Annotated in this window: 25 protein-coding genes and 1 pseudogene; 9 read left to right on the top strand and 17 right to left on the bottom strand. The window is 71.8% G+C overall.

What is annotated here, in order from left to right:
- Positions 1-366: 366 nt before the first annotated feature.
- Complete coding sequence (locus tag AC0699_RS31200; RefSeq protein ID WP_478667135.1) at positions 367-978, top strand: hypothetical protein; 612 nt, start codon at positions 367-369, stop codon at positions 976-978.
- A complete protein-coding gene (locus tag AC0699_RS31195; protein WP_478667133.1) occupies positions 966-1,298 on the top strand; it encodes a hypothetical protein in 333 nt (110 codons plus the stop codon). Before AC0699_RS31200 ends, AC0699_RS31195 begins: the two co-directional genes overlap by 13 nt.
- Positions 1,299-1,456: 158 nt before the next feature.
- On the opposite strand, the gene AC0699_RS31190 is transcribed toward AC0699_RS31195, so the two are convergent.
- The 6 genes from AC0699_RS31190 to AC0699_RS31165 form a co-directional block, all read right to left on the bottom strand.
- Positions 1,457-1,678, bottom strand: a complete 222-nt coding sequence (locus AC0699_RS31190; RefSeq protein ID WP_478667131.1) for a hypothetical protein — start codon at positions 1,676-1,678, stop codon at positions 1,457-1,459.
- A complete protein-coding gene (locus AC0699_RS31185; RefSeq protein ID WP_478667129.1) occupies positions 1,662-1,913 on the bottom strand; it encodes a DUF6400 family protein in 252 nt (83 codons plus the stop codon). The genes AC0699_RS31190 and AC0699_RS31185 overlap by 17 nt, the downstream gene beginning before the upstream one ends.
- A gap of 91 nt (positions 1,914-2,004) precedes the next feature.
- The gene (locus AC0699_RS31180) at positions 2,005-3,414 is read right to left on the bottom strand and encodes a carboxyl transferase domain-containing protein (protein ID WP_478667128.1); all 1,410 of its coding nucleotides are present in this window, start codon (positions 3,412-3,414) and stop codon (positions 2,005-2,007) included.
- Positions 3,407-4,864: an acyl-CoA synthetase gene (locus AC0699_RS31175; protein ID WP_478667125.1), complete on the bottom strand. Its 1,458-nt coding sequence runs from the start codon at positions 4,862-4,864 to the stop codon at positions 3,407-3,409. Before AC0699_RS31175 ends, AC0699_RS31180 begins: the two co-directional genes overlap by 8 nt.
- A gap of 291 nt (positions 4,865-5,155) precedes the next feature.
- The gene (locus tag AC0699_RS31170; RefSeq protein WP_478667123.1) at positions 5,156-6,382 is read right to left on the bottom strand and encodes a nitrate/nitrite transporter; all 1,227 of its coding nucleotides are present in this window, start codon (positions 6,380-6,382) and stop codon (positions 5,156-5,158) included.
- 78 nt (positions 6,383-6,460) lie between these two features.
- Positions 6,461-7,087 (bottom strand): LysE family transporter, encoded by a 627-nt coding sequence (locus tag AC0699_RS31165; RefSeq protein WP_478667121.1) that lies wholly within the window; start codon positions 7,085-7,087, stop codon positions 6,461-6,463.
- A gap of 70 nt (positions 7,088-7,157) precedes the next feature.
- Between AC0699_RS31165 and AC0699_RS31160 the strand changes: the two genes are divergently transcribed.
- Positions 7,158-7,586 (top strand): Lrp/AsnC family transcriptional regulator, encoded by a 429-nt coding sequence (locus AC0699_RS31160; RefSeq protein WP_478667119.1) that lies wholly within the window; start codon positions 7,158-7,160, stop codon positions 7,584-7,586.
- Between the two features lie 45 nt (positions 7,587-7,631).
- Here the strand turns inward: AC0699_RS31160 and AC0699_RS31155 are convergent, their stop codons facing one another.
- A complete protein-coding gene (locus AC0699_RS31155; protein ID WP_478667117.1) occupies positions 7,632-8,843 on the bottom strand; it encodes an XdhC family protein in 1,212 nt (403 codons plus the stop codon).
- Positions 8,844-8,928: 85 nt separating this feature from the next.
- Complete coding sequence (locus tag AC0699_RS31150; protein WP_478667116.1) at positions 8,929-9,534, bottom strand: FAD binding domain-containing protein; 606 nt, start codon at positions 9,532-9,534, stop codon at positions 8,929-8,931.
- Positions 9,535-9,565: 31 nt separating this feature from the next.
- Here AC0699_RS31150 and AC0699_RS31145 point away from each other — a divergent pair, with 31 nt between their 5' ends.
- On the top strand, positions 9,566-9,826 hold the full coding sequence (locus AC0699_RS31145) for a type 1 glutamine amidotransferase family protein (RefSeq protein WP_478667113.1): 261 nt from the start codon (positions 9,566-9,568) through the stop codon (positions 9,824-9,826).
- 210 nt (positions 9,827-10,036) lie between these two features.
- Here AC0699_RS31145 and AC0699_RS31140 read toward each other — a convergent pair whose 3' ends face one another.
- Complete coding sequence (locus tag AC0699_RS31140) at positions 10,037-11,074, bottom strand: rod shape-determining protein (protein WP_478667111.1); 1,038 nt, start codon at positions 11,072-11,074, stop codon at positions 10,037-10,039.
- 142 nt (positions 11,075-11,216) lie between these two features.
- The gene (locus tag AC0699_RS31135) at positions 11,217-11,765 is read right to left on the bottom strand and encodes a hypothetical protein (protein WP_478667110.1); all 549 of its coding nucleotides are present in this window, start codon (positions 11,763-11,765) and stop codon (positions 11,217-11,219) included.
- Positions 11,766-11,903: 138 nt separating this feature from the next.
- Between AC0699_RS31135 and AC0699_RS31130 the strand changes: the two genes are divergently transcribed.
- The gene (locus AC0699_RS31130) at positions 11,904-12,617 is read left to right on the top strand and encodes an SCO2400 family protein (RefSeq protein ID WP_478667109.1); all 714 of its coding nucleotides are present in this window, start codon (positions 11,904-11,906) and stop codon (positions 12,615-12,617) included.
- Between the two features lie 191 nt (positions 12,618-12,808).
- Here AC0699_RS31130 and AC0699_RS31125 read toward each other — a convergent pair whose 3' ends face one another.
- On the bottom strand, positions 12,809-13,243 hold the full coding sequence (locus AC0699_RS31125) for a MarR family winged helix-turn-helix transcriptional regulator (RefSeq protein WP_478667107.1): 435 nt from the start codon (positions 13,241-13,243) through the stop codon (positions 12,809-12,811).
- Positions 13,244-13,335: 92 nt separating this feature from the next.
- Here AC0699_RS31125 and AC0699_RS31120 point away from each other — a divergent pair, with 92 nt between their 5' ends.
- The 3 genes from AC0699_RS31120 to AC0699_RS31110 all read left to right on the top strand — a co-directional run bounded on the left by AC0699_RS31120 (position 13,336) and on the right by AC0699_RS31110 (position 15,845).
- The gene (locus AC0699_RS31120; RefSeq protein WP_478667106.1) at positions 13,336-14,355 is read left to right on the top strand and encodes an NADP-dependent oxidoreductase; all 1,020 of its coding nucleotides are present in this window, start codon (positions 13,336-13,338) and stop codon (positions 14,353-14,355) included.
- A 61-nt stretch (positions 14,356-14,416) separates the two neighbouring features.
- Positions 14,417-14,839: an organic hydroperoxide resistance protein gene (locus tag AC0699_RS31115; protein WP_453661088.1), complete on the top strand. Its 423-nt coding sequence runs from the start codon at positions 14,417-14,419 to the stop codon at positions 14,837-14,839.
- Positions 14,840-15,029: 190 nt separating this feature from the next.
- Entirely contained in the window at positions 15,030-15,845 is an 816-nt protein-coding gene (locus AC0699_RS31110) for an EI24 domain-containing protein (protein WP_478667103.1), read from the top strand.
- Positions 15,846-15,848: 3 nt separating this feature from the next.
- Here the strand turns inward: AC0699_RS31110 and AC0699_RS31105 are convergent, their stop codons facing one another.
- The 3 genes and pseudogenes from AC0699_RS31105 to AC0699_RS31095 all read right to left on the bottom strand — a co-directional run bounded on the left by AC0699_RS31105 (position 15,849) and on the right by AC0699_RS31095 (position 18,628).
- Positions 15,849-17,060, bottom strand: coding sequence for a pyroglutamyl-peptidase I (locus tag AC0699_RS31105; protein ID WP_478667154.1), 1,212 nt, complete (start codon positions 17,058-17,060; stop codon positions 15,849-15,851).
- Between the two features lie 150 nt (positions 17,061-17,210).
- Positions 17,211-17,581 (bottom strand): annotated as a pseudogene (locus AC0699_RS31100) (TetR family transcriptional regulator); the annotation flags it as partial.
- 120 nt (positions 17,582-17,701) lie between these two features.
- A complete protein-coding gene (locus tag AC0699_RS31095; RefSeq protein ID WP_478667101.1) occupies positions 17,702-18,628 on the bottom strand; it encodes a GDSL-type esterase/lipase family protein in 927 nt (308 codons plus the stop codon).
- Between the two features lie 257 nt (positions 18,629-18,885).
- Here AC0699_RS31095 and AC0699_RS31090 point away from each other — a divergent pair, with 257 nt between their 5' ends.
- On the top strand, positions 18,886-19,380 hold the full coding sequence (locus tag AC0699_RS31090) for a DUF3145 domain-containing protein (RefSeq protein ID WP_453661097.1): 495 nt from the start codon (positions 18,886-18,888) through the stop codon (positions 19,378-19,380).
- Between the two features lie 90 nt (positions 19,381-19,470).
- On the opposite strand, the gene fabF is transcribed toward AC0699_RS31090, so the two are convergent.
- The 3 genes from fabF to AC0699_RS31075 form a co-directional block, all read right to left on the bottom strand.
- Entirely contained in the window at positions 19,471-20,733 is a 1,263-nt protein-coding gene (fabF, locus tag AC0699_RS31085) for a beta-ketoacyl-ACP synthase II (protein ID WP_478667100.1), read from the bottom strand.
- Between the two features lie 80 nt (positions 20,734-20,813).
- Positions 20,814-21,062, bottom strand: coding sequence for an acyl carrier protein (locus AC0699_RS31080; protein ID WP_453658626.1), 249 nt, complete (start codon positions 21,060-21,062; stop codon positions 20,814-20,816).
- A 72-nt stretch (positions 21,063-21,134) separates the two neighbouring features.
- A complete protein-coding gene (locus AC0699_RS31075) occupies positions 21,135-22,136 on the bottom strand; it encodes a beta-ketoacyl-ACP synthase 3 (protein ID WP_478667098.1) in 1,002 nt (333 codons plus the stop codon).
- Between the last annotated feature and the right edge of the window lie 5 nt (positions 22,137-22,141).

Genomic DNA, 22,141 nt, shown 5'->3' with positions numbered 1-22,141 from the left:
TTTGCATGACGGTTTTCCGCAATGTCCGATGTGTTTGGTGCTTACAGCTAGCAGGTTTGCGGTGGCGTGCCGGTCCGACATCCGAGCGATCACCGGTTTGCTGACCTGCCGTCATCCATACAGCTCCGTCATATGCCTTCGGTGATGTCCCCCTTCGCCGACCGGATCCCGCCGAGCGCTCCGCCGTTCCCATGCGGCGGGTGCCCCGGCCGATGGCGGGGGGCGAGCCTCCGGCAGGTGAATGGCAAGTAGCCGCCATGGCAGGTAGCCGCCAACCTCTGGTCGTCCCAAGCGACTTATGAGCGCTCAGACTCTTCGGAACACCCGGAACCACCCCTTCACCGGGAGTTACGAGGAGAGACATCCATGACCAGAGCGCCCGCGAGAAGGAGAGCCCGGCTGCTGGCGGCCGGGCTCTCGCTCGTACTGCTCCCGGCCGGACAGGCCCTCGGCGCGGAGACCCCCGACAGCCCCAAGAGCAGCGTCGCGCCCGCGGAATCGGCTCCCCGCAACACCGTCACCCTCATCACCGGCGACGAGGTCACCGTCACCGATCTCGGCGGCGGCCGCAAAGCCGTCGCCGTCGAGCGTCCCAAGGACGCCACCGGTGCCGTACGCAGCGAGATATCCAACGGCCGCGTCACCGTCGTACCCGACGAGGCCCGGCCCTACCTCGACGCCGGGGTCCTCGACAAGCGGCTGTTCGACGTCACCGGGCTCATCGAGCAGGGCCTCGGCGCGGGCGAACCGCTCCCGCTGATCGTCACGTACGCCATGGGCAGCCGTGCCGCCGCCCCGCGCGGCGGGGACACCGTGCGGTCCCTGCCGAGCATCGGCGGCGCGGCGATGAAGGCCGGGTCGTCACCGACACGACGCTCGACCCGGAGCGGTGGGTGCTCTCCACCCGCGGCCACTCCGAGTGGACCTTCCGGTCCAGCCAGACCCCGGTCGACCGGGAGACCACCGTGCCGATGCTGAACCTCGGCTTCGACGTCGACACCGACCTCACCGGCGATGTGCGGGCGGGGAAGAAGCTCGACATCGGGATCTTCTCCGAGTACGTGAAGGGCGCCTCCGGCACCGGAAAGATCACCGGGGCCACCCTGGAGGTGTCGTACGACGACGGGAAGACGTGGTCGAAGGGGCGGCTCGGCGGCGTACGCGGCGAGTCCGCCGCGTGGGAGGCGTCGCTGTGGGTGCCGAAGGACGCGCAGTCCGTCTCGCTGCGTGCCTCGGCCGGCGATGACCAGGGCGGCTCGGTGAAGCAGGAGATCATCCGGGCGGTCGGCGTGAAGTGATGCGCTGACGGCTCCGGAACAGCGGCCCGGTACGGCGATGCGGCGCCGTACCGGGCCGCTTCATATGCCCGTGCTCACATGCCCGTGCTCACATGGCTGTGTTCATGTGCCGGCGTTCATGTGCCGCCGTTCATGCGCCCGTGCTCACGCGCCGGTGTTCATGTGGTCGTACGGCGCCTGGTGTCGAGCGACCACGTGTGGGTGCAGCCGGGGCACTGGAGGTGGACGACCGTGCCCTTGTTGGAGATCAGATAGCGCCAGTGCACACCGCAGTTGCGCCCGTCGGCGCAGGTGGCGCAGTCCCGTGCGTCGTCGCAGCCGGGGCAGCGCACCCAGGCACGGCGCGCGATGTCCGCCTGCGGGTCAATGGGCAGCCGCACGGCCCGGCTCCCCTCCGGGAAGGACACCGGCGGCCACGAGCATGTCGTACGTGCGCTGCTGGTCGGCGTCGAGGCCGGAGTAGAGCAGCGTGTACGCCGCGTCCTCGGCCTGCAGGGCGGCCACCGGGTCCCAGTCGGGCCCGAGCGCGGCGACGACCTCGGCCCGTCGCCGGGCCTCTTCGAAGGTCAGGTCGATGGTGAAGGGTATGACGTCGGGCGCGTGGTCCTGGTCCATGGCGAGACTCCCGGTGGTGCGGTGGGGTCTGCCACGTGTACCAGAGGGCCCGGGTGCCAGGGAAGGGAACCCTAAGTTGCTGTGACGCACCTCATGGCCGCGTCGAGGGCCGTTCCCCGTGGGGCACGATCCCCCGTACGACCCCCAGCTCCACGAGGTCCTGAGGGCGCAGCCGCAGCTGGTCCGCGGTCGACGGCGCCGCGGAGGGGGCGCGCTTGAGGATGGCCGCGGCCGGTTCCGGCGCGATGACGGAGAAGTAACTGTCGGGCGTGGCCCAGGTGTTGCCCGGAGCGGCCAGCGCCAGGGCCCCGCCCGAGCCGCCCTCGCCGATCACGAGTGTCGTCACCGGGACGCGGGCGGACGCTATCGCCGCGAACACATCGGCGATCGCGGCGCCCGCACCCTCCCGCTCGGCCTCGGCGTCATTGGCGGCACCGGGTGTGTCGACGAGTGTCAGTACGGGGATCCCCAGCCGGTCCGCGAGCCGGACCAGCCGCGCTGCCGTCCGGTACCCGGCGGGCCGCGTCGCGGTCCCGCCCTGCGCGGCGTACGCGACGGCCCGGCCGCCCCGCAGCCCGAACCCGCACATCATTCCGGGGTCCCTTCCGCCGCACCGGTCCCCATGGACGTCCAGCCGCTCGTCGAAGTACGCGTCGAGATACGCCCCGGCGCGAGGTCTGCGGGGGTCCCGGGCACGCTGCACGGCTTCCCAGCCCGTGGGTGCGGCGGCCCCGGCGTCCCCGAGGGCGTGGGGTGGCGGCGTCCCGGCCCCGGCCCCGGCCCCGGCCCCGGCCCCGGCCCCGGCCCCGGTGTCCGTGCCGGTGCCTGCGCCGCCCGTCAGCAGTGTCAGCCACAGCGACAGCGTGGACCGGAGGTCCTCCGGGCGGACGATCGCGTCGATGTGGCCCGCCGCCAGCTGACCCTCGGCCGTGTACGCCGAGGGATCGGCGTCCGGCGGGCGGACGCGGGAGCCGGCGAAGCCGACCTGTGCGCCGGGCAGGGCGAGGATGACGTCCGCACCCGCGCCCAGCGTGGCCCAGCCGCCGCCCGTCGTCGGGTCGCGGAGCACGGCGACCTGGGGCAGTCCGGCCGCGCGGGTCAGGGCGGAGGCGCGGGCCACCCGCTGAAGCTGGGTGAGGGCGATCATGCCCTCCTGCATACGGCTGCCGCCCGTCGCGATCAGCGACACCAGCGGCATCCGTCGCTCGCGGGCGTAGGCGTACGCCGCCTCCAGTCGGTCGCCGGTCCGTTCACCCAACGACCCGCCCAGGAAGCCGAATTCGAACGAGACCACCACGGCCCGGCTGCCACCGATCCGTGCCGTTCCCCAGACGACGGACTCCTCCTCGCCGCTACGAAGGGCCGCCCGCGCCAGCGACGCGCCGTACCCCGCCCACCCGAGCGGCCCGTCGCCGGACTGTGCGGTCGCCGTGGGTTTCGCTTCCTCGAACGCGTCGGCCGTCAGGGCGATCGCCTCGCGGGCCGTCAGTCGTTCAGCCATGGGTGAGCGCCCGCTTCATGATCTTGCCCATGTCGTTGCGGGGCAGCGACTCCAGCAGGCGGACCGTGCGCGGCCGCTTGTGCGGCGCGAGCTGGCCGGCGACGTGGTCGGACAGCTCCGCCGCCGACGGCGGTCGTGCGGGATCCGCCGGTACCACCCAGGCCACGATCCGCTCGCCCAGATCCTCGTCCGGCTCGCCGGTCACCGCGGCCTCCCGCACCCCGGGGTGCTCCAGCAGCGCGTTCTCGATCTCGCCCGCGCCGATCTTGTAACCGCCGCTCTTGATCAGGTCCGTCGCCTTGCGTCCCACGATCCGTACATAGCCGTCCGCATCCCGGACCGCCATGTCGCCCGTACGGAACCAGCCCCCGTCGAACGCCGCCTCCGTCGCGTCCGGCCGGTTCAGGTACTCCGTGAAGAGATTCGGCCCCCGCACGTGGATCTCGCCGACCGTCTCGCCGTCGTACTCCGCGATCTCGGTCCCGTCCTCCTCGACCAGCCGCAGCTCGACGCCCGGCAGCGGCAGACCCACCGACCCGGCCCGGGGCTCCCCGTCCACGCGCACGCTCGTGATCATGAGCGTCTCGGTCATTCCGTACCGTTCGACGACCCGCCGGCCCGTCGCCGCGAAGATCCGCTCATGGTCGTGGACCGGCAGCGCCGCCGAGCCCGACACCAGCAGCCGTGCCCCTGCGAGCGCCTTCGCCGACTCCGGGTCGCCCTCCGCCGCTTCGGCCAGCCGGTGGTACATCGTCGGCACCCCGAACAGCATCGTCCCGCCCGTCCCGAGCTCCCGGGCCACGCCGTCCGCCGAGAACTTCCCCAGGTGCCGTACGGAACCGCCCCGCCGCAGCGGACCGAGGATCCCCAGGATCAGCCCGTGCACATGGAACAGCGGCAGCGCATGGACGAGGACGTCGTCCCCGCTCCACGCCCACGCGTCCTCCAGCGCGTCCAGCGTCGCCGCGATCGCCCGCCGCGGCAGCACCGCGCCCTTCGGCGGGCCGGTCGTCCCCGACGTGTAGACGACCAGCGCGGGCGCGCCCGGATCCGGCTCGGGCGGCAGCGCAGCCCCGGCCCCCGAGCGTGCGGACACCGGGATGTCCACGCGCTCCAACCCGTCCAGCGCCGACGGCAGTTCCTCACCCGGAGCGGCGAGCACCAGCGCCGGCGCGCTGTCGCCGACGATATGAGCCAGCTCACGCTCGCCGGTCCTCGGGTTGAGCGGCACCGCGGGCACCCCCGCGAGCAGCGCGGCGACCACCCCGACGGCGGTCTCCAGCGACGGCGTGGCCCACACCGCGACCCGCCCCGCTCCCGCGAGCCGCCCCGCCAGCGACCCGGCCGACGCGGCGAGTTCGCCGTACGTCAGCGCACGGTCCCCGAAGCGCATCGCGGGCCGGCCGGAACCCTCGGCATCCGCGGCCAGGGCCGGGAAGAGAGCACTCACTCGTCGTCCTCCTCAAGTCACGCGTGCACAGGGCTGTTCATCCTTGCCCACAGCCAGCACCATTCTCCCCACTGCTTGCTACTCGTGCGTACTCTTCTCCCGGAGCTACGACACCCACCGGTCCGTGAACAAGACCCTCTCCGGCCGCTTCGCCTCGTACGCCTCGTACGCCTCGTACGTCTCGTACGTCTCGTATGTCGAGGACGTCCGCGCACGGACCGGAGCCGACCGCGTCGACGTCGTCGCGCACTCCTTCGGCAGCCTCGTCGCCTGTCCGGGCCCGGCCCAGGCCTATGTCCTGGCGGCCGACGCCCGCGCCTGCTCCGTCTCGTCGCCGCCCGCGCGGATGTTCCGCATCCGGCCGTACGCGTACACGCAGCCCGCCAGCGCCAGATCCGACAGCAGCATGTAGCCGATCGAGTAGGAGCCCTTCTCGCTGTAGACCGCGCCCATCACCAGCGGCGGTACGAAGCCGCCGAGCCCGCCCGCCGCGCCGACGATGCCGGTCACACTGCCCACCTGCGGCTGCGGTGTCACCTGCGCGACGAGCGCGAAGACGCTGCCGCTCGCGGTGCCGAGCCCCGCGGCCATGCACAGCAGCGCGACCGTGCCGCCCGGCGCGATCGGCGGATCGAAGGCCTGGACGATCGCCCACAGTGCCACGAAACCCAGCGCGGCGGCGGTCACCAAGGCCGGGTGGACGTGGTCCGAGATCCAGCCGCCGAAGGGCCGGAAGACGATGGCGATCAGCGCGAACCCGGCGGCCTTCGTGCCCGCGTCGGTCGGTGACAGCTCGTACCAGGTCTTCAGATACGTCGGCAGGTAGACGCCGAACGCCACGATCCCGCCGAAGCCGATCGCGTACAGCGCCGACAGTTCCCATGTCACCCGCAGCCGCCCGGCCTGTTCGAGCCGCGACGCCAGTGAGGCCGTCGGCACCGGCCGGTCGGGCCGGTCGCGGAGGAGGGCGGCGGCGATCAGCGCGTACGCGGCGAGCGCGATCGCGGCGACGTAGAAGGGGAGGTCCTCGCCGGCCTCGGCGATGCGGGGCGTGAAGAACCCGGACAGTGCCACCCCGCCCATGCCCATGCCGAACACGCCGATCGCGAAACCCCGGTGGACCTGCGGGAACCACGAGTTGACCAGCGGGACGCCGATCGCGAACGTCGTACCGCCGAGCCCCAGCAGAAAGCCCACCGCGAGCATCGCGCCGTACGAGGCCTTCGCCGGGATCAGCAGCAGCACGGGCACGATCGTCAGTGCCGACACCAGCGGGAACATCAGCCTGGCGCCGTACCGGTCGGTGAGCGCGCCCGCGGGGATGCGGCCCAGCGAGCCCACGAGAACGGGCACGGCCACGAGCAGCGACTGTTCGAACGACGTCAGCCCGAGCCGGTCCTTGTAGCTGCCGCTGAGCGGCGCGATCAGGTTCCACGCCCAGAAGGTGAGCGCGAAGCCGGTCGTGGCCACGACGAGGTTGCGGTACGCGGTGGGGGAGGCCTTGTCTGCGCTGTCCACGAGGTCAGTCAAGATCGAGGCGGGTGGGCGGGCGCGCGGTGCTGGGCCGTACGGCTCACGGCATCCGGTGCATACGGTTCACGGCAGCGGGAGAGCGATCTTCACCGCGTACACGGCCACCAGGCCGAACCCCAGGCGGAACGTCCAGGCGCGCGCGCTCGCACCGATCCGGGCGCCCGTGAACCCGCTCGCCGCGACGAGCAACTGCTGCCAGAAGAGCGAGGCGGCGAACACCCCGGCCACGAACATCGCGCCGGCCGCGCCGCCGCGGAGCGCGGCGCCCTGTGCGGTGGTCAGCGCCGCGAAGTACAGCGCGGTGGTGGGGTTGACGAGGGTGAGCGCGGCGAACCTCGTGAATGTCCGCACGGTGCCGCCGGCCCGGTCGGCTCCGGCCGCCTCGGGGTCTTCGGTCACGCGGCGCGACGCCCACAGCCCTCGTACCGCGATCACCATCAGGACTGCCGCCGACACGAGGCGAACCCACGCCCCGACGCCCGAGAGGGCCGACGCGACCAGCGGGCCGAGGGCCGTCGCCACCGCCGCGTAGGCCATGTCGACGACCGCCACGGCGGCGGCCGCCGCGACCGCGTGCCTGCGGTCGCGCATCCCCTCCTGGATCAGCAGGACGCCCATCGCCCCCAGGGGCACCGCCACACCAAGGCCCGCGGCCGCGCCGGCGACCGCAGTCGTCCATATCTCGCTCATGGCGCTCACGATCGGACAGCGCCCATGGCCCGCGCGGCCGGATTACGCCCCTCACTGCGACAATCGCGGCATGGATCGACTCGACAGTGAAATCCTCGGCGTGCTCCGGGAGGATGCGCGGATCTCTTACCGCGATCTGGGTGTACGGGTCGGGCTGAGCGCGAACGCGGCGGCCGACCGGGTGCGGCGGATGCGCCGCGAGGGCGTCATCCGCGGCTTCACGACACTGGTCGACCCGGCGGCGGCCGGGGCCCGCGAGGGCCTCGTCGTCTTCATCGACATCACGCTGCGCCTGGACACGACGAACGAGGAGTTCGAGGACGCGGTACGCCGCTTCCCCGGCATCACCGAGGTCGTCCACGTCACAGGCGCCCACGACTACCTCGTCCGCGCCCACGCCGCCGACCCGGCGGCGCTCGACACCCTCCTCCGCCGCCTCAAACGGGAGGCGGGCGTGGCACAGTCCAGCACCCGCATCGCCTTGCGCACGGCGCGTTAGGCCGTGTCTGACAAATCCCGCCTGGCGCCATTTGTCAGACACGACCTAAGCCGTTTCCTCCGCTTCGTCCGATCGCAGTTCCGGCTGCCGAAGCCGGCCGTTCCGGTGGATGGGGCCAACCCCGCCGGTGAGGGGCAGGCAACTGCCGCCGCGGTTGCGGGCGATGATCTCCGCCGCGATGGCGACGGCCGTCTCCTCGGGCGTGCGGGCACCGAGGTCCAGGCCGATGGGGGAGTGAAGTCTGCCGGTCTCGGCGTCGGTGAGACCGGTGTCGCGCAGTCGGGCGAGCCGGTCGCGGTGGGTGCGGCGGGAGCCCATGGCTCCGATGTAGCCGAGCGGCATCCGCAAGGCGCGCTCGAGCAGCGGGATGTCGAACTTGGGGTCGTGCGTGAGGACGCAGACCACGGTGCGGCTGTCCAGCGCGCCGGCGGCGGCTTCGCGGTCGAGGTAGAGGTGCGGCCAACCGACGACGACCTCGTCGGCGTCCGGGAAGCGCGCCGCGGTGGCGAAGACCGCCCGTGCGTCGCAGATCGTCACCCGATAGCCCAGGAATGCGCCGAGCCGCGCCATGCCGCCGGCGAAGTCGACGGCGCCGAAGACCAGCATCTGCGGCGGCGGCACATGGGACTCGACGAGAAAGGTGACGGTCTCTCCGGTGTGCGGGTCGCAGGACCGCCCGTCCGGGGCGAGCTCGAACGTCGCTGTCGTGCCCGCTTCGAGCATGGCGCGGGCCTGTCTCACGGCGGCGTTCTCGAGAACGCCGCGCTCCGCGGCTCGGCCGGAGCCGGCGGGAAGCGCCCCGGAGTGACCGCGGGGCCGAACCGCGAGCGCCGCACCGAGCAGGTCGGCCGGGCCCTCGACGACCCGGAGGAGAGCCACGGGCTCGTCGCCGGTGATGGAGTCCAGCGCGATGTCGAAACCGCGGTCCGGGGCCGGCTCCGGGCTCGGCGGCACCGGCTGGACGAAGACGTCGATCACGCCCCCGCAGGTCAGGGCCGCGGCGAAGGCGTCGTCGTCGCTGTATCCGAAGCGCTGCCGTAGGGGCCGCCCGGTGCGGAGCGCTTCGAGACACAACTCGTACACGGCCGCTTCCACGCACCCGCCGGAGACGCTGCCCACGGCCTGGTCGTCCGTGTTCACCGCCAGCGCGGCGCCGGGAGGGCGAGGAGCACTGCCCGAGACCGCCACCACGGTGGCCACCGCGAAGCCGCGGCCACCCGCTCGCCAGGTGTGCAACTGCTGGGCGATGTCGTGCATCGGGGCTTCCGGCTCCCTGGTCTGCGCGTTGGGTGTGTCGGTGTGTCGGTGTGTCGGTGTGTCGGTGTGCTGACCGGATGGGTGGTCAGGCGGTCCCGGCCGGGACCGCCTTCTCGAGCACGTCGAGCACGGTGTCGCGGAGCAACTCCACCTTGAAGCGGGTCTGCGGCAGCGGCGTGCAGCGCCTGGTGGCCGCGGTTGCGGCGGTGAACAGGTTCGCCGGGGTCGCCTCGCGGCCCAGCAGGGCGTCCTCGACCTCCGGCAGCCGCAGGGGGGTGTTGGCGATCCCGCCCGCGGCGACCGCCACCGCGGTGACGATGCCGTCGGAGACGGCCACCCGGGCCACGGCTTCGACGAGCGGCCATTCCGCCTTGGCCCGGCCGATGGCCCGGTTGTAGGCGGCCCGTTCGCCGGGAAGAGGGGCCGGCAGGGTGACGGCCGTGAGGATCTGCTGCGGAGCAAGCAGATGGTCGCGGGTGGGGTCGGACCCGTTCCCGTACAGCTCGGCGATGCCGAGGGTGCCGAGGCCGTGGACGTCGGCCCGGGCGTCGTAGGCGAGCAGCGCGATCGCGATCGACGAGGGGTGCGGGGCGACGCAGGGGCCCTGGTCGATCACCGCGGCGTGCAGATGGACGCCGGTGCGTGCGGGGCAGCCGTCGCCGCCGTCGCGGTGGCGCGACAGTGGTCGCACGGTCGCCATCGTCTGCCACGCGCCGGCAGCCATGCTCGCCGCCCGGCGCACGGACGGGACATGGTCGTTCAGCGGCTACCGCATGACGGCCTTCACCAATGCCGAGGAGGTCGTCGGCGGTCTGGCGGCCAAGGCTCCGTGGCTGCTCGAGGACCGGCTGCGCGCCGAGGGCGCCCGGCTGGAGAACAGCGAGCCCTTCACACCCAACGTGGTGGTCGACCCGAACCTGTACACCGGACAGAACCCGATGTCCGCCGCGCCTCTCGCCCTGCGGGTCGTTGCCGACGCCTGACGTGGGGCGTCGTACGGCGGGGCCGGCCGCGGACCGTACCGGGGTATGACCTCCGGCGCGTGTCCGTCCGCGGCCCGCCGGGTGGTTCGCGCCCACCCTCCGCGCCGCTCGACGGTGCTGGCGTTCAGCACGCCTCCAGCAGCCTCGGCAGTTGCGCCGGCGCCGCGCGCCGCGGCGTGCTCTCCCCGGGCGGCATCCCCAGCGGCATCCTCAGGCGGTGAGCGGATCGAGGATCATCGACCGAATTCGGCCCTCCATCATCTCCCCGAGCCCGAGCACCGCGCAGACGTCGGGCCGCTCCGCGATGTGCACGGGCATACCGGTCGCGTCGCGCAGCATCTGGTCGAGACCGGGCAGCAGCGCGCTGCCGCCGACCATCATGATCCCGCGGTCGGCGAGGTCGGCGACCAGATCGGGCGGGCATTCGCGCAGGATCAACCCGATGCCGTCGAGCACGGCGGTCAGCGGGGTGTGGATGGCGTCGCGCACGGCGGCGGTGTCGACCCGCACCGAACGGGCGAGGCCCGTGGCCACGTCACGGCCGTGGATCTCGGTGGAGGCCGGCCCCTGGAGGGTGAGGCCGTTCCCGCTGAGGGCCAGCTGCAGGGGGCGTACGGACTGGCTGGGCAGCATCAGTGCGTGCTGGTGGCGGAGGTGCTGGATCACGGCGTGGTCGACGGCCTCACCGCCGACGGGAATCCGCACGGCCGTGACGATCGAGCCAAGGGAGAGGACCGCGATCTGGGTGGTGGCCGCCCCGCACACCATGATCATGGTGGCGGTCGGCTGCTCCACCGGGAGCCCGCAGCCGACCGCGGCCGCAATCAGCGTGTCGACCAGCTCGACGCGGCGGGCGCCGAGGCCGACGAGCGTCTCCACCGTGGCGCGCTGCGCAAGCGGATCGGCGTCGTGCGGGGCGCAGGCCGCGGCGCGCAGCCGCGGCTTGCGGCGCAGGTGGCGGCGGAGCTTCTCGCCGAGCAGATGGCGCAGCATGCGCTGGGCCATGTCGATGTCGATGACGCTGCCGCCGGAGACGGGGCGCATGACCCGGATGTAGTCGGGCGTACGGCCGGTCATCTGCTCGGCGAACTCGCCCACGGCGATGAGCGCGCCGTTACGGGTGTTGACGGCGGCCACGCTCGGCTGATCGACGACGAGCCCGGCGCCCTTCACGAAGACCCGGGTCCTCGCGGCGCCGAGATCGACGGCGACATGGCAACGACGCAGCTGCTCAAGACTGACGGTCACGACAGATCCTCCCGGGAGCGGTTCGTGTTCGCATCGTCCGATCGCCGGGCGCGCGGCGCGCGCTGAGCTGAGCCGGTCGGGGGTGGGCCGGAAGAGATACCTGACGTCACATCAGCTGTGCGGCGGGCCCAGCCGCGCGCCGTCACATCAGCCGTTGCAGCAGCCCCCAGCTGAACTCCGCCACGCAGGGCCGTCCGTCGGGCAGGGTGAACGCGAGTCGCCACCGCGTCGGGGCCGTGCCCTCCATCGGGCGTACCGGGGCGAACGCCCTCGCCACCTCGTCGACCGTGCAGGACCAGGGGCGCAGATCCTCTTCCGTGCGCAGCACCGGGCTCGCCGCCCCCGGCGCCCGTACCAGCCACTCGTTCCACACCGCCCCGCCGGGCGCCGCCAGGACCTCGAACCGCAGGTCGGGCCAGAGCGGTACGGGCCACAGCAGCGCGTCGCACTCCAGGTCGCCGATCCGGCGGCGGGACGTCGACTCGGGGGTGCCGAGCACGGAGCGGTACCGGGCGAGCGAGCCGCGGCCGCGCGGCGAGCGGACCATCGCCTGCCAGCGGCGGTTGGCCTCTCTCATGTCGGCGATCGACGCGCCCAGTTCATGGCGGGCGTCCTCGACGAGCCCCGGCTGATGGTCGGCCATCCGGCGCAGCAGGACGAGCTGGAAGTCGCGCGGCCCGAAGGAGTTCATGCCCCCATCGTGCCCGTATCACCAGGTCCGGGAGGACTCCATGGCCAGCCGACGTGCCGGGCGAGTGATGTTTCCACACAGGATCCTCACAGTCCCGGCTACCTCTGTTGTCCCCTCGCTGCATACGCTGCGGGCGCCATGGATTACTGCTACCAGTGCCGTCGACACCTCAACGGGGCTTTGGCGTGCGCCGGGTGCGGTACTCCCGCGGAGGAGCTACGGCACCACAGCCCCGTATCGACGGACGACGACGTCGTCATCGAGCTGGGCGGTGCGCACGGTGAGGACCGGCCGCCCGCCGGACACCGTCGTGCCCCCGCGTCCGGTCGCCGTGACCGCAGGGCCGGCGCCCGCCGAGCGCGCCGGAAGCGTGGGCGGAAGGTACTGATCGGGACCGTCGGGCTCGCTCTGGCGGCGGGGGCGCTGAGCCTGGCGGAGCTGGCGAGGGAGTCGTCCGGCGACGACGGCACGGCCGTCGAGGTCCGCGAGGAGGAGTCCATCGCGGTCGACGACATACCCGAGCCGACCGGCAGCACCGAGCCGCCGCCCGGTCCGAGCGCGGTGAGTGAGGCGCCCACGACGTCGTCGGCGCAGCCGGCCAGGCCGAGCACATCCGTGGTCCGGGGGAGCGCACGGCCCGGTGTCGCCGCGTCGTCCTCGCAGGCCGAGCCGTCCGTGTCGTCGTCCGCCGCGCCCGAGCCGAGCAGTGACGTTTCTCCGTCGGGTACGGCCGGCCCGTCGCAACCGGCGTCGTCGACGCCGCCCGGACAGCCCGGACCGCCGCCGCCCGCGCCCGCGCCCACGCCGAGTCCGACCGAGACGTGCACCTGGTTCCTCTTCTGGTGCACGTAGGCCCACGAGGAGACCCCCGGCGGGCATGCTTCACGCCCGTCCGTTGCCTGAGGGCATCCGTTCGGGCCCGCCGGTCGGTACGGGGCCGGTCGGTACGGGGCCGGTCGGTACGGGGCCGGTCGGTACGGGGCCGGTCGGTACAGGGCACGCTTCGCGCCCGTCCGGCGCGTGCGTGTGCGGGCGGACGGGCCCTACGCCGTCGGCTCACCCAGCATTCGCTTGAGCAGGTCCCGCAGCACCGTCCGCTCCTGCGCCGACAGCTCGGCGAGCGGCTCGCGCGCGAAGCCCAGGGATTCGCGCAGCTGCTGCGCGGTCGTGCAGCCCGCTTCCGTCGCGGCGGCGATCTTCACACGGCGGTCGGCCGGATCGGGCCGGCGCTCGACCAGCCCGCGCGCCTCCAGCCGGTCGATGATCCCCGTCACGTTCGACGGTTCGCACTTCAGCTTCTGCGCGATGCGGCGCATGGCCGTGGGCTCCACGGAGAGCAGACTCAGCACCCGGGCCTGAGCCCCGGTGAGGGCGTGCCGGCTCGCGGCCTCCTCGTACTCGTCGTGGTAGCGGGCCACGACTGAGCCGATGAGTTCGACGACCTCGAGGGTCAGCGGGTCTGTTCGAGTGATGGCCATGCCTGTCAGCATACCCCGATACTTGACAACATGAAATATTCAGGAGCATGGTTGTTTCAGTACCTGAAGCTTTTCAAGGAGGCACCGCAGCCATGTCCGCTCTTCCCGCGTCCGGCCGTGAATGGCACCTCGTCGCCCGCCCGCAGGGCTGGCCCAAGCCCGAGGACTTCGCCCTGCGCGAGGCCCCGGTGACCGAGCCGGGCGAGGGCCGGATCCTCGTCCGTAACCTGCACTTCTCGGTCGACCCGTACATGCGCGGCCGGATGAACGACGTGAAGTCGTACGTTCCGCCGTTCCAGCTCGACCAGCCCATGGAGGGCGGCGCGGTCGGCGAGGTCATCGCGTCGAACGCGGAGGGGTTCGCGGTCGGCGACCACGTCCTGCACTTCCTCGGCTGGCGTGAGTACGCGGACGTGGACGCCAAGCAGGCCGTCAAGCTCGACGCCTCCGCCGCCCCGCTCTCGGCCTTCCTGGGCGTTCTCGGCATGCCCGGGCTCACCGCCTATGCCGGACTCTTCGACGTCGCCTCCTTCAAGGAGGGCGACGCGGTCTTCGTCTCCGGCGCCGCCGGTGCGGTCGGCAACCTGGTCGGCCAGATGGCGAAGCTGAAGGGCGCGTCCCGGGTCATCGGCTCGGCCGGCTCCGACGAGAAGGTCAAGCTCCTCGTCGAGGAGTACGGCTTCGACGCCGCGTTCAACTACAAGAACGGCAACGTGGCCGAGCAGCTCGAGGCGGCCGCCCCCGACGGCATCGACGTCTACTTCGACAACGTCGGCGGAGATCACCTGGAAGCCGCGATCTCCTCCCTCAACGTGCACGGGCGCATCACCGTCTGCGGCATGATCGCCCAGTACAACGCGACCGAGCCCACCTCCGCCCCGCGCAACCTCGCCATGGTCATCGGCAAGCGGCTGCGGATGCAGGGCATGCTCGTGCGCGACCACGAGGCGCTCCAGCCGCAGTTCGTGCGGGAGGTCTCGGGCTGGCTGCGCTCCGGCGAGCTGAAGTACCAGGAGACCGTCGTCGAGGGCATCGAGAACGGCGCCGAGGCGTTCCTCGGCCTCATGCGTGGCGAGAACACCGGAAAGATGATCGTTTCTCTCGACCGGTAGTCTCGAACCACACCGTCGCGATCGTGGGCGCGAGTCGCGGCGCACAGAGAAGGAAACCCGCATGTCCATCCAGCAGTCCGACGTCCTGTACACCGCCGTCGCCACCGCGGAGAACGGCCGGGACGGTCGCGTCGCCACCGACGACGGCAAGCTCGACGTCGTCGTCAATCCGCCCAAGGAGATGGGCGGTTCCGGCGCCGGGACGAACCCGGAGCAGCTCTTCGCCGCCGGTTACAGCGCCTGCTTCCAGGGCGCCCTCGGTGTGGTCGCCCGCCAGGAGAAGGCCGACATCTCCGGCTCGACGGTCACCGCCGAGGTCGGCATCGGCAAGAACGACGAGGGCTTCGGCCTCATCGTCAAGATCTCCGCGAGCATCCCGAACGTGGACGCCGCCACGGCCAGGGACCTGCTCGAGAAGGCCCACCAGGTGTGCCCGTACTCCAAGGCCACCCGCGGCAACATCACGGTCGAGCTCGCCGGCTGAGCTGATCGCGTATCGTTGATGTTGAGGGCCGTACCCCGACCGACCGGGGTGCGGCCCTCCCGTCTCACCGGCCTGGGGCCTGTCTTTCGGATCTTGCCGGGCTCGTGGGGCCTGGGCGGGCATGCCCGTCTATCGTGTCGTGACCCGGACAACAAGAGGGCGCCTCGGGACCGCCGGATAAGGTGGGCGCATGCGTGATCTAGGGGTGGGCTTCGGCTATCTGTTGAAGGGCCAGCGATGGGTCGGCCGGCACGGCCGGTGGTTCGGATTCGGGCTGCTGCCCGGGCTGATCACCCTCGTGCTGTACGCCGGCGCCCTCATCGGGCTCGGTTACGGCGCGGACGACCTGGTGGGCTGGTCGACGCCGTTCGCCGACGACTGGTCGTCTCCGTGGCAGGGGCTGTTCCGGGGCTTCCTCACCGCGCTGGTCTTCGTCTTCGGGCTCTTCCTCGCCGTGATCACCTTCACCGCGGTGACGCTGCTGGTCGGCCAGCCCTTCTACGAGTCCCTGTCCGAGCAGGTCGACCGGAGCGAGGGCGGGGACGTCCCGGAGTCCGGGCTGCCGCTCTGGCGCGAGCTGTGGATCTCCGCGCGGGACAGCCTGCGCGTGGTGCTGCGGGTCGCGCTGTACGGCATCGCCCTCTTCGCGCTCGGCTTCATCCCGGTCGTCGGACAGACGGTCGTCCCGGCCATCGGCTTCTGCGTCTCCGGGTTCTTCCTCGCCGAGGAGCTCACCGCGGTGGCGCTGCAGCGGCGCGGCGTGGAGCTGAAGGAGCGGCTCGCGCTGCTGCGCGGCCGCCGGCTGCTCACGCTCGGCTTCGGCGTTCCGCTCGCCCTCGCCTTCCTCGTCCCGTTCGTCGCGGTCTTCCTGATGCCGGGCGCGGTGGCGGGTGCGACGCTGCTGGTACGGGATCTGACGTCGCCCCAGGGCGAGCCGGAGCCGGCCGCGCCGGCGGGCGGCGCGCTCTCCTTCGACAAGCCGGCCGGCTCGCCCGCGTCCTGGTAGCCGTCAGGAAACCGTGTTCACCGCCGTCGTCACGATCGCCCGGACCTGAGCGATGATGTCCAGCCGGTTCCGGACGAACTCGGGGTCCGTGACCGTGCCCGTGGCCGGGTCCGTGTTGCCCGTGCCGAACTGGAGCACCGGCGTGTGGACATGGCCGCCCGGCAGTGTGTCGTGCAGCCCGAGGCGATCGCGCAGCAGGGTCGCGCGGTAGGCGATCTCGTTGGACAGGTAGTTGCCGCCGCCTCCGGAGCGGGCCGTGGAGCCGGGAGTCGGTCCTTCCGGGCGGACCACCGCGTCGGTGGCGCCCGCCGGGATCTCGGTGACCGACGTGTTGTCGTACACCGGGAAGCGGCCCGTCTGCGCGGCGGTGATCGCCGCGTACGGGAGCGTCGTCGACGTCCACTGCGGCTGCGAGGCGGGGTCGGCGACCGGCACGGTCCCGGTGCGCGACACGTTTTCGTTGTCCGGGAACCCGCCGCGCCAGGCGCCGTTGGTGCGCTCGATGTCGAACCTGCCCACCCGGCCCTGGCTCACGGTCGTGAAGAGGTCCGCCTCGGGCAGCCGGTGGCGCAGGGTCCGCTCGACCGTCCCGGCGGCGAAGTCGGTCCAGCGGACGGGGAAGACCGCCGTCTCGATCCGGGCCAGGCCGCCGTCCGCCGTACGGATCCAGGTGCCGTCCAGCGCGAGTGCCGTCGCCCCGCTCGGATTGCTGATCCTGATGTCACGGTCCAGCGTGAAGGGGTCGAAGCCGGTCACCACGATCCGCTGGAAACCCTTGCCGTCGATGCCCTTGCCGCGGGGGAAGTCCATCGTGTCCTGGCCGCGCGAGGCCCGCTCCAGCCGGTCGAGCAGCCGGGCGCGTTCGGTGCCGGACAGCCCGAACCCGGGCTGCCACTGCCGCAGTTCACGGGTCATACCGAGCCGGGACCAGTACAGCGGCCGGTCGTCGTCCCGGCTCAGGTCGCCGCGTAGGGGACCCCTTCCCTGCGCCCGGTCCACGGCCCGCCGCCACAGCCGCGAGCCGTGCGCGTCGACGGCGCGCACGGCGTCCGCGTAGGAGTCCGCCGCCCCCAGCACCCGCGCGAACTCCGGTGCCACCGTGTCGAATCCGCTGCGCCGCAGGATCTCCTGCGGTACGGCCCGGTCCAGCCGCTGTTCCTCCACGGTGGCGACACCCGGCACGTCCGCTGCGCCCGCCGGCGCCGTACCGAGCATCGTGCAGGCCACCGCCGAGACGACCAGCACTCCCAGTGTCCGCCGCACGCTGTATCCCTTCCCCAGACGAATCCGAAGTCGCCAGTATCGGGAAGGAGTTGCGCTGTGACCAGAGGGACCGGGACAGGGGCTAACGCTGCTCCAGCAGTGCAGGAAGTCCCGGAACGCCGCCGGCATGTCCACCGACGCCGGGTCCAGCAGCCACTGGTACCGCAGTCCGTCCATGACCGCCGTCAGCAACGGAGCCGCCCGTTCCGGAGTCAGTCCGCCCGGCAGCGGGTCCCCGTACTCGGCGCGCAGCGCCGCCGCCCGTGTCCCACTGGTCGCGCTCCTCCAGTACGGCGACGAGCAGCGCCTCCTTGGTGGGGGAAGTAGTGCAGGAGCCCCTGCTGGGTGAGGCCGACCCGCTCGGCGACCGCACCCAGCGCCGCGCGGCGGTAGCCGCGATTCGGCGCGCCTCCGAGATCTGGGACGAGGAGAGCGGATCCTGGAGGTTCGTCTCCGGTTCGTACGAGGTGCAGGCGTCGCACTCCCTCGACGACCGCCGCCTGGCCGCCACCCTGGAGGTCTGACGGACCCGATACGGCCCCGGGGTGGCACCTGACAGCCACCCCGGGGCTCTCCCGCGAGAGCAGTCCGTCCTACGCGGGCGGCTTGGCTGCGGTGACGTTGCGGTACGCGATCTCCGCCAGCTGCCCCTGGCCGTTCTTGCTCGGATGGAACCAGTCCCAGTGGCTCAACTGCTCACCGGAGAACCGGTAGTCGAAGACGTCTCCGCCGTCGTACCGGCAGCGCAGGTCCTTCGCACAGACGCTCTTCAGCGCCTGGTTGTACGCCACGACCCGGTGGTGCACCAGGGCCCGCCGCTCCTGCGCCTCCTCGCTCAGATCATCCGCGTCCCCCAGCATCGAGGCGCAGATCCCGAGCTTCCAGATCTGCTTGCCCAGCGCATTGCCCCGCCCGGTCGACCACAGCCGCTTCAGGTCCGGCACGCTCGACACATACACATGGGCCTTGGGCGCGGTGCGCCGCAGCGAGCGCATCGCCGCCGCGAACGACTCCGTGAAGTCCGTCACCGGCGTCATCTCGTCGGGCGAGTCGCGGCAGGCGTCATTGGCGCCCACCATCACCGTCACCAGCTCGGGCCGGCGGGCCGCCGCGTCCGTCATCTGCGCGGGCAGATCGGCCATCCGCGCCCCGGACCGTGCGTGGTTCCAGGCGCGCTCCGCGGCCGCCGTCGTACCGAGCAGCCGCAGCGCGAGACTCCGTACGCCGGTGTCGGTGCCGGTCGCCCAGGACACCTCGGGGCAGTCGGAGAGTACGTTGCAGGCGTCGAAGCCGCGGGTGATGGAGTCGCCGACGGCGGCGACGGACGAGGGGCTGCGGTCCCAGACCGGTGTCGGGGCGGGGGAGGGGCGTGGCCGCTTCGGCGGGCCGCTCTGTGCGATGGGCGGCGGCGAGTCGCATCCGCTCAGCCCCGCCAGTACGACGAAGACCGCCGCCGTCAATGCGGCGACCGCGGCGCGCGGTCGAAGGCCCGTTCGCCCACTCCGCCGGATTTCACGCATCCTGCCCTCCCCGTAGGCGTCCTGGCGGGTGAAACCTTGGTGCGTACGGCCCCCCGGCCGGGCGGTACGACACACCTCGGCCGCCGACGCACGGTAGCTTTTCCCCCGTCGAACCAGAGGCACCTTTGCCGACCGGCTCCGGTAAATTACATCACGTCACATGCTGTCCGTTTTTCGGGTGTTTGCGGAGTTTCACTCCCGATGCTGTTTACTGAGGCCGCTGGGAAGGCGAACCTCGTCCCACACTGGAGGTCCCGGTGACGACACGTGGAGTTCTGTACGTGCACTCCGCACCGCGCGCGCTGTGTCCGCACGTCGAATGGGCGGTCGCGGGTGTGCTCGGACTGCGGGTCCAGCTCGACTGGATCCGGCAGCCCGCGTCGCCCGGCACATGGAGAGCGGAGTTCTCCTGGAAGGGCGAGCCGGGTACGGCCTCCAAGCTCGCGTCCGCGCTCCGCGGTTGGCAGATGCTCCGCTTCGAGGTCACCGCGGAACCGTGCCCCACGGCGGAGGGCGAGCGCTACAGCGCCACCCCCGAACTCGGCATCTTCCACGCGGTCACCGGCATCCACGGCGACATCCTCATCCCCGAGGACCGCCTCCGCGCCGCCCTCGCCCGCTCGGCCCAGGGCGAGACCGATCTCGAGGCCGAGATCGCCAGGCTCCTGGGCAAGCCCTGGGACGACGAGCTGGAACCCTTCCGCTACGCCGGCGAGGGCGCGCCGGTCCGCTGGCTCCATCAGGTGGTGTAGGGCCTGTCGTTCGGATCAGGCCGTACCCCCGACATGACCGAGGGCCCCATCTCCGGAAGGGAGATGGGGCCCTCGGTCATGTCATAGACGTCAGACCGTACGGAACGCCAGCACCACGTTGTGGCCGCCGAAGCCGAACGAGTTGTTGATCGCCGCGATCGTGCCCTCGGGCAGCGTGCGCGGTTCGCCGCGGACGACGTCCGCCTCGACCTCGGCGTCGAGGTCGTCGACGTTGATGGTCGGCGGGGCCGTGCGGTGGTGCAGCGCCAGGACCGTCGCGACGGTCTCGATGCCGCCCGCGCCGCCCAGCAGATGACCCGTCATCGACTTCGTGGCGGAGATCGCCACATGGTCGAGATCGTCGCCCAGAACCTTGCGCAGCGCCTTGATCTCCGCGATGTCGCCCTGCGGCGTCGAGGTCGCGTGCGCGTTGAGGTGGACCACCTCGGACGGCTTCAGACCCGTGTTGTCCAGCAGGTTCTGCACCGCCGCGGCGACACCGCGACCCGACGGCTCCGGCTGCGCGATGTGGTGGCTGTCCGCGGACAGGCCCTGGCCCAGGACCTCGCAGTACACCCTCGCGCCACGCGCCGCGGCGTGCTCGGCCGATTCCAGGACGACCACACCCGCACCCTCGCCGAGGACGAAGCCGTCCCGGGCCTTGTCGTACGGACGCGACGCCTTCTCGGGCTCGTCGTTGTTCTTGGACATCGCCATCATGTTGGCGAACGCCGCGATCGGCAGCGGGTGGATCGCCGCCTCGGTGCCGCCCGCGATCACGACATCGGCGCGGCCGGTACGGATCATCTCGACGGCGTAGCCGATCGCCTCGGCGCCGGACGCACACGCGGAGACCGGAGTGTGCACGCCCGCCTGGGCGTTCACCTCCAGACCGACGTTCGCGGAGGGGCCGTTGGGCATGAGCATCGGCACGGTGTGCGGGGAGACACGGCGTACGCCCTTCTCCTTCAGCACGTCGTACTGGTCGAGCAGCGTGGTCACACCACCGATGCCGGAGGCGATGACCGCGCCCAGCCGCTCGGGGAGGATCTTCTCGTCCTCGCCGGCGGGGGCCTTGTAGCCGGCGTCGGCCCACGCCTCACGCGCTGCGATGAGCGCGAACTGGGCCGAGCGGTCCAGCTTGCGGGCGAGCGGCCGGGGCAGGACCTCACCCGGATCCACCGCCGCCGGAGCGGCGATGCGGACGGGCAGCTCGGCGAAGCGTTCGCCCTCGAGGGGCCGGACGCCGGAGCGTCCCGCGATCAGACCTTCCCAGGTCGATGCGGAGTCGCCACCCAGCGGTGTGGTTGCGCCGATACCGGTGACGACCACGGTGCGATTGGTCGGGCTCACAGGAATTCTTTCTCCACGGTCTAATGAGGGTTCGTGAATCAGCGGCGCCACCGCTGGGTGGCGTACCTGATCGGCCTGGATCAGGCCTGGTGCTTCAGGATGTAGTCGGCGGCGTCGCCGACCGTCTTGAGGTTCTTGACGTCCTCGTCCGGGATCTTGACGTCGAAGCGCTCTTCGGCGGCGACGACGACCTCGACCATGGACAGCGAGTCGACGTCCAGGTCGTCGGTGAAGGACTTGTCCAGCTGGACGTCCTCCGCCGGGATACCGGCGATCTCGTTGACGATGTCCGCGAGACCTTCGACGATCTCTTCCTGCGTGGCGGCCATGTGGCGCTCCTTCGGTTGTAGCTGAGGGTTGATCTGGGCGTCGCCCGGAGAACCGGAAGATCCGGATGCTGCCTAGGGGAGGGTAACGACCGTAGCGGCGTAGACGAGCCCCGCCCCGAAGCCGATGACGAGCGCGGTGTCGCCGCTCTTCGCCTGCCCGGTCGCCAGAAGCCGCTCCATCGCGAGCGGAATCGAGGCGGCCGAGGTGTTGCCGGTGGTCTCCACGTCACGGGCGACCGTGACGTGCTCCGGCAGCTTCAGAGTCTTCACCATCGAGTCGATGATCCGCATGTTCGCCTGGTGCGGAATGAAGACGTCCAGGTCGTCGGCGGTGATCCCGGCCGCGTCCAGCGCCTGCTGGGCGACCTTCGCCATCTCGAAGACGGCCCAGCGGAACACCGCCTGGCCCTCCTGGGTGATGGCGGGGAACCGCTCGACGGTGCCGTCGCGGTAGTCCGTCCACGGCACGGTCTGCTTGATGGTCTCCGACTTGTCGCCCTCGGAGCCCCAGACGGTCGGACCGATCGCCGGCTCCTTCGCGGGGCCGACGATGACCGCGCCCGCACCGTCGCCGAACAGGAAGGCCGTCGCACGGTCCTCCAGGTCGGTCAGGTCACTGAGCCGCTCGACGCCGATGACGAGCACGTACTCCGCGGAACCCTCCACGACCATGCCCTTGGCCAGGGTCAGGCCGTAGCCGAAGCCCGCGCAGCCCGCGGAGATGTCGAACGCGGCCGGCTTGACCGCGCCGATCTTGTCCGCGATCTCGGTGGCGACGGCCGGGGTCTGCTTGAAGTGCGACACGGTGGAGACGATGACGCCGCCGATCTGCTCCGGCGTGAGCCCGGCGTCGGCGATGGCCTTGCCCGCCGCCTCGACCGACATCGCGGTCACGGTCTCCTCGTCGGAGGCCCAGTGGCGGGTGGAGATGCCCGAGCGGGAGCGGATCCACTCGTCGGAGGAGTCGATCGTCTCGAGGATCACCTCGTTCGGCACGACCCGGGTGGGGCGGTACCCGCCGACACCCATGATCCGCGCGTACGGGGCGCCCTGGCTGGGCTTGATCTTCGACATGCGCT

It is taken from the genome of Streptomyces sp. NPDC043870 (assembly GCF_056435785.1).
The sequence above is the reverse complement of the archived record's forward strand: the minus strand, read 5'-3'. Positions and strand labels throughout refer to the sequence as shown.

What these genes read in the sequence shown, in the direction of transcription:
- AC0699_RS31125 (WP_478667107.1), bottom strand. Translation starts at nt 13,243, where the DNA reads ATGGCCATCACTCGAACAGACCCGCTGACCCTCGAGGTCGTCGAACTC.
- AC0699_RS31095 (WP_478667101.1), bottom strand. Translation starts at nt 18,628, where the DNA reads ATGCGTGAAATCCGGCGGAGTGGGCGAACGGGCCTTCGACCGCGCGCC.
- AC0699_RS31115 (WP_453661088.1), top strand. Translation starts at nt 14,417, where the DNA reads ATGTCCATCCAGCAGTCCGACGTCCTGTACACCGCCGTCGCCACCGCG.
- AC0699_RS31110 (WP_478667103.1), top strand. Translation starts at nt 15,030, where the DNA reads ATGCGTGATCTAGGGGTGGGCTTCGGCTATCTGTTGAAGGGCCAGCGA.
- AC0699_RS31075 (WP_478667098.1), bottom strand. Translation starts at nt 22,136, where the DNA reads ATGTCGAAGATCAAGCCCAGCCAGGGCGCCCCGTACGCGCGGATCATG.
- AC0699_RS31080 (WP_453658626.1), bottom strand. Translation starts at nt 21,062, where the DNA reads ATGGCCGCCACGCAGGAAGAGATCGTCGAAGGTCTCGCGGACATCGTC.
- AC0699_RS31180 (WP_478667128.1), bottom strand. Translation starts at nt 3,414, where the DNA reads ATGGCTGAACGACTGACGGCCCGCGAGGCGATCGCCCTGACGGCCGAC.
- AC0699_RS31130 (WP_478667109.1), top strand. Translation starts at nt 11,904, where the DNA reads ATGGATTACTGCTACCAGTGCCGTCGACACCTCAACGGGGCTTTGGCG.
- AC0699_RS31105 (WP_478667154.1), bottom strand. Translation starts at nt 17,060, where the DNA reads ATGCTCGGTACGGCGCCGGCGGGCGCAGCGGACGTGCCGGGTGTCGCC.
- AC0699_RS31135 (WP_478667110.1), bottom strand. Translation starts at nt 11,765, where the DNA reads ATGAACTCCTTCGGGCCGCGCGACTTCCAGCTCGTCCTGCTGCGCCGG.
- AC0699_RS31185 (WP_478667129.1), bottom strand. Translation starts at nt 1,913, where the DNA reads ATGGACCAGGACCACGCGCCCGACGTCATACCCTTCACCATCGACCTG.
- AC0699_RS31165 (WP_478667121.1), bottom strand. Translation starts at nt 7,087, where the DNA reads ATGAGCGAGATATGGACGACTGCGGTCGCCGGCGCGGCCGCGGGCCTT.
- AC0699_RS31145 (WP_478667113.1), top strand. Translation starts at nt 9,566, where the DNA reads ATGCTCGCCGCCCGGCGCACGGACGGGACATGGTCGTTCAGCGGCTAC.
- AC0699_RS31200 (WP_478667135.1), top strand. Translation starts at nt 367, where the DNA reads ATGACCAGAGCGCCCGCGAGAAGGAGAGCCCGGCTGCTGGCGGCCGGG.
- AC0699_RS31160 (WP_478667119.1), top strand. Translation starts at nt 7,158, where the DNA reads ATGGATCGACTCGACAGTGAAATCCTCGGCGTGCTCCGGGAGGATGCG.
- AC0699_RS31155 (WP_478667117.1), bottom strand. Translation starts at nt 8,843, where the DNA reads ATGCACGACATCGCCCAGCAGTTGCACACCTGGCGAGCGGGTGGCCGC.
- AC0699_RS31120 (WP_478667106.1), top strand. Translation starts at nt 13,336, where the DNA reads ATGTCCGCTCTTCCCGCGTCCGGCCGTGAATGGCACCTCGTCGCCCGC.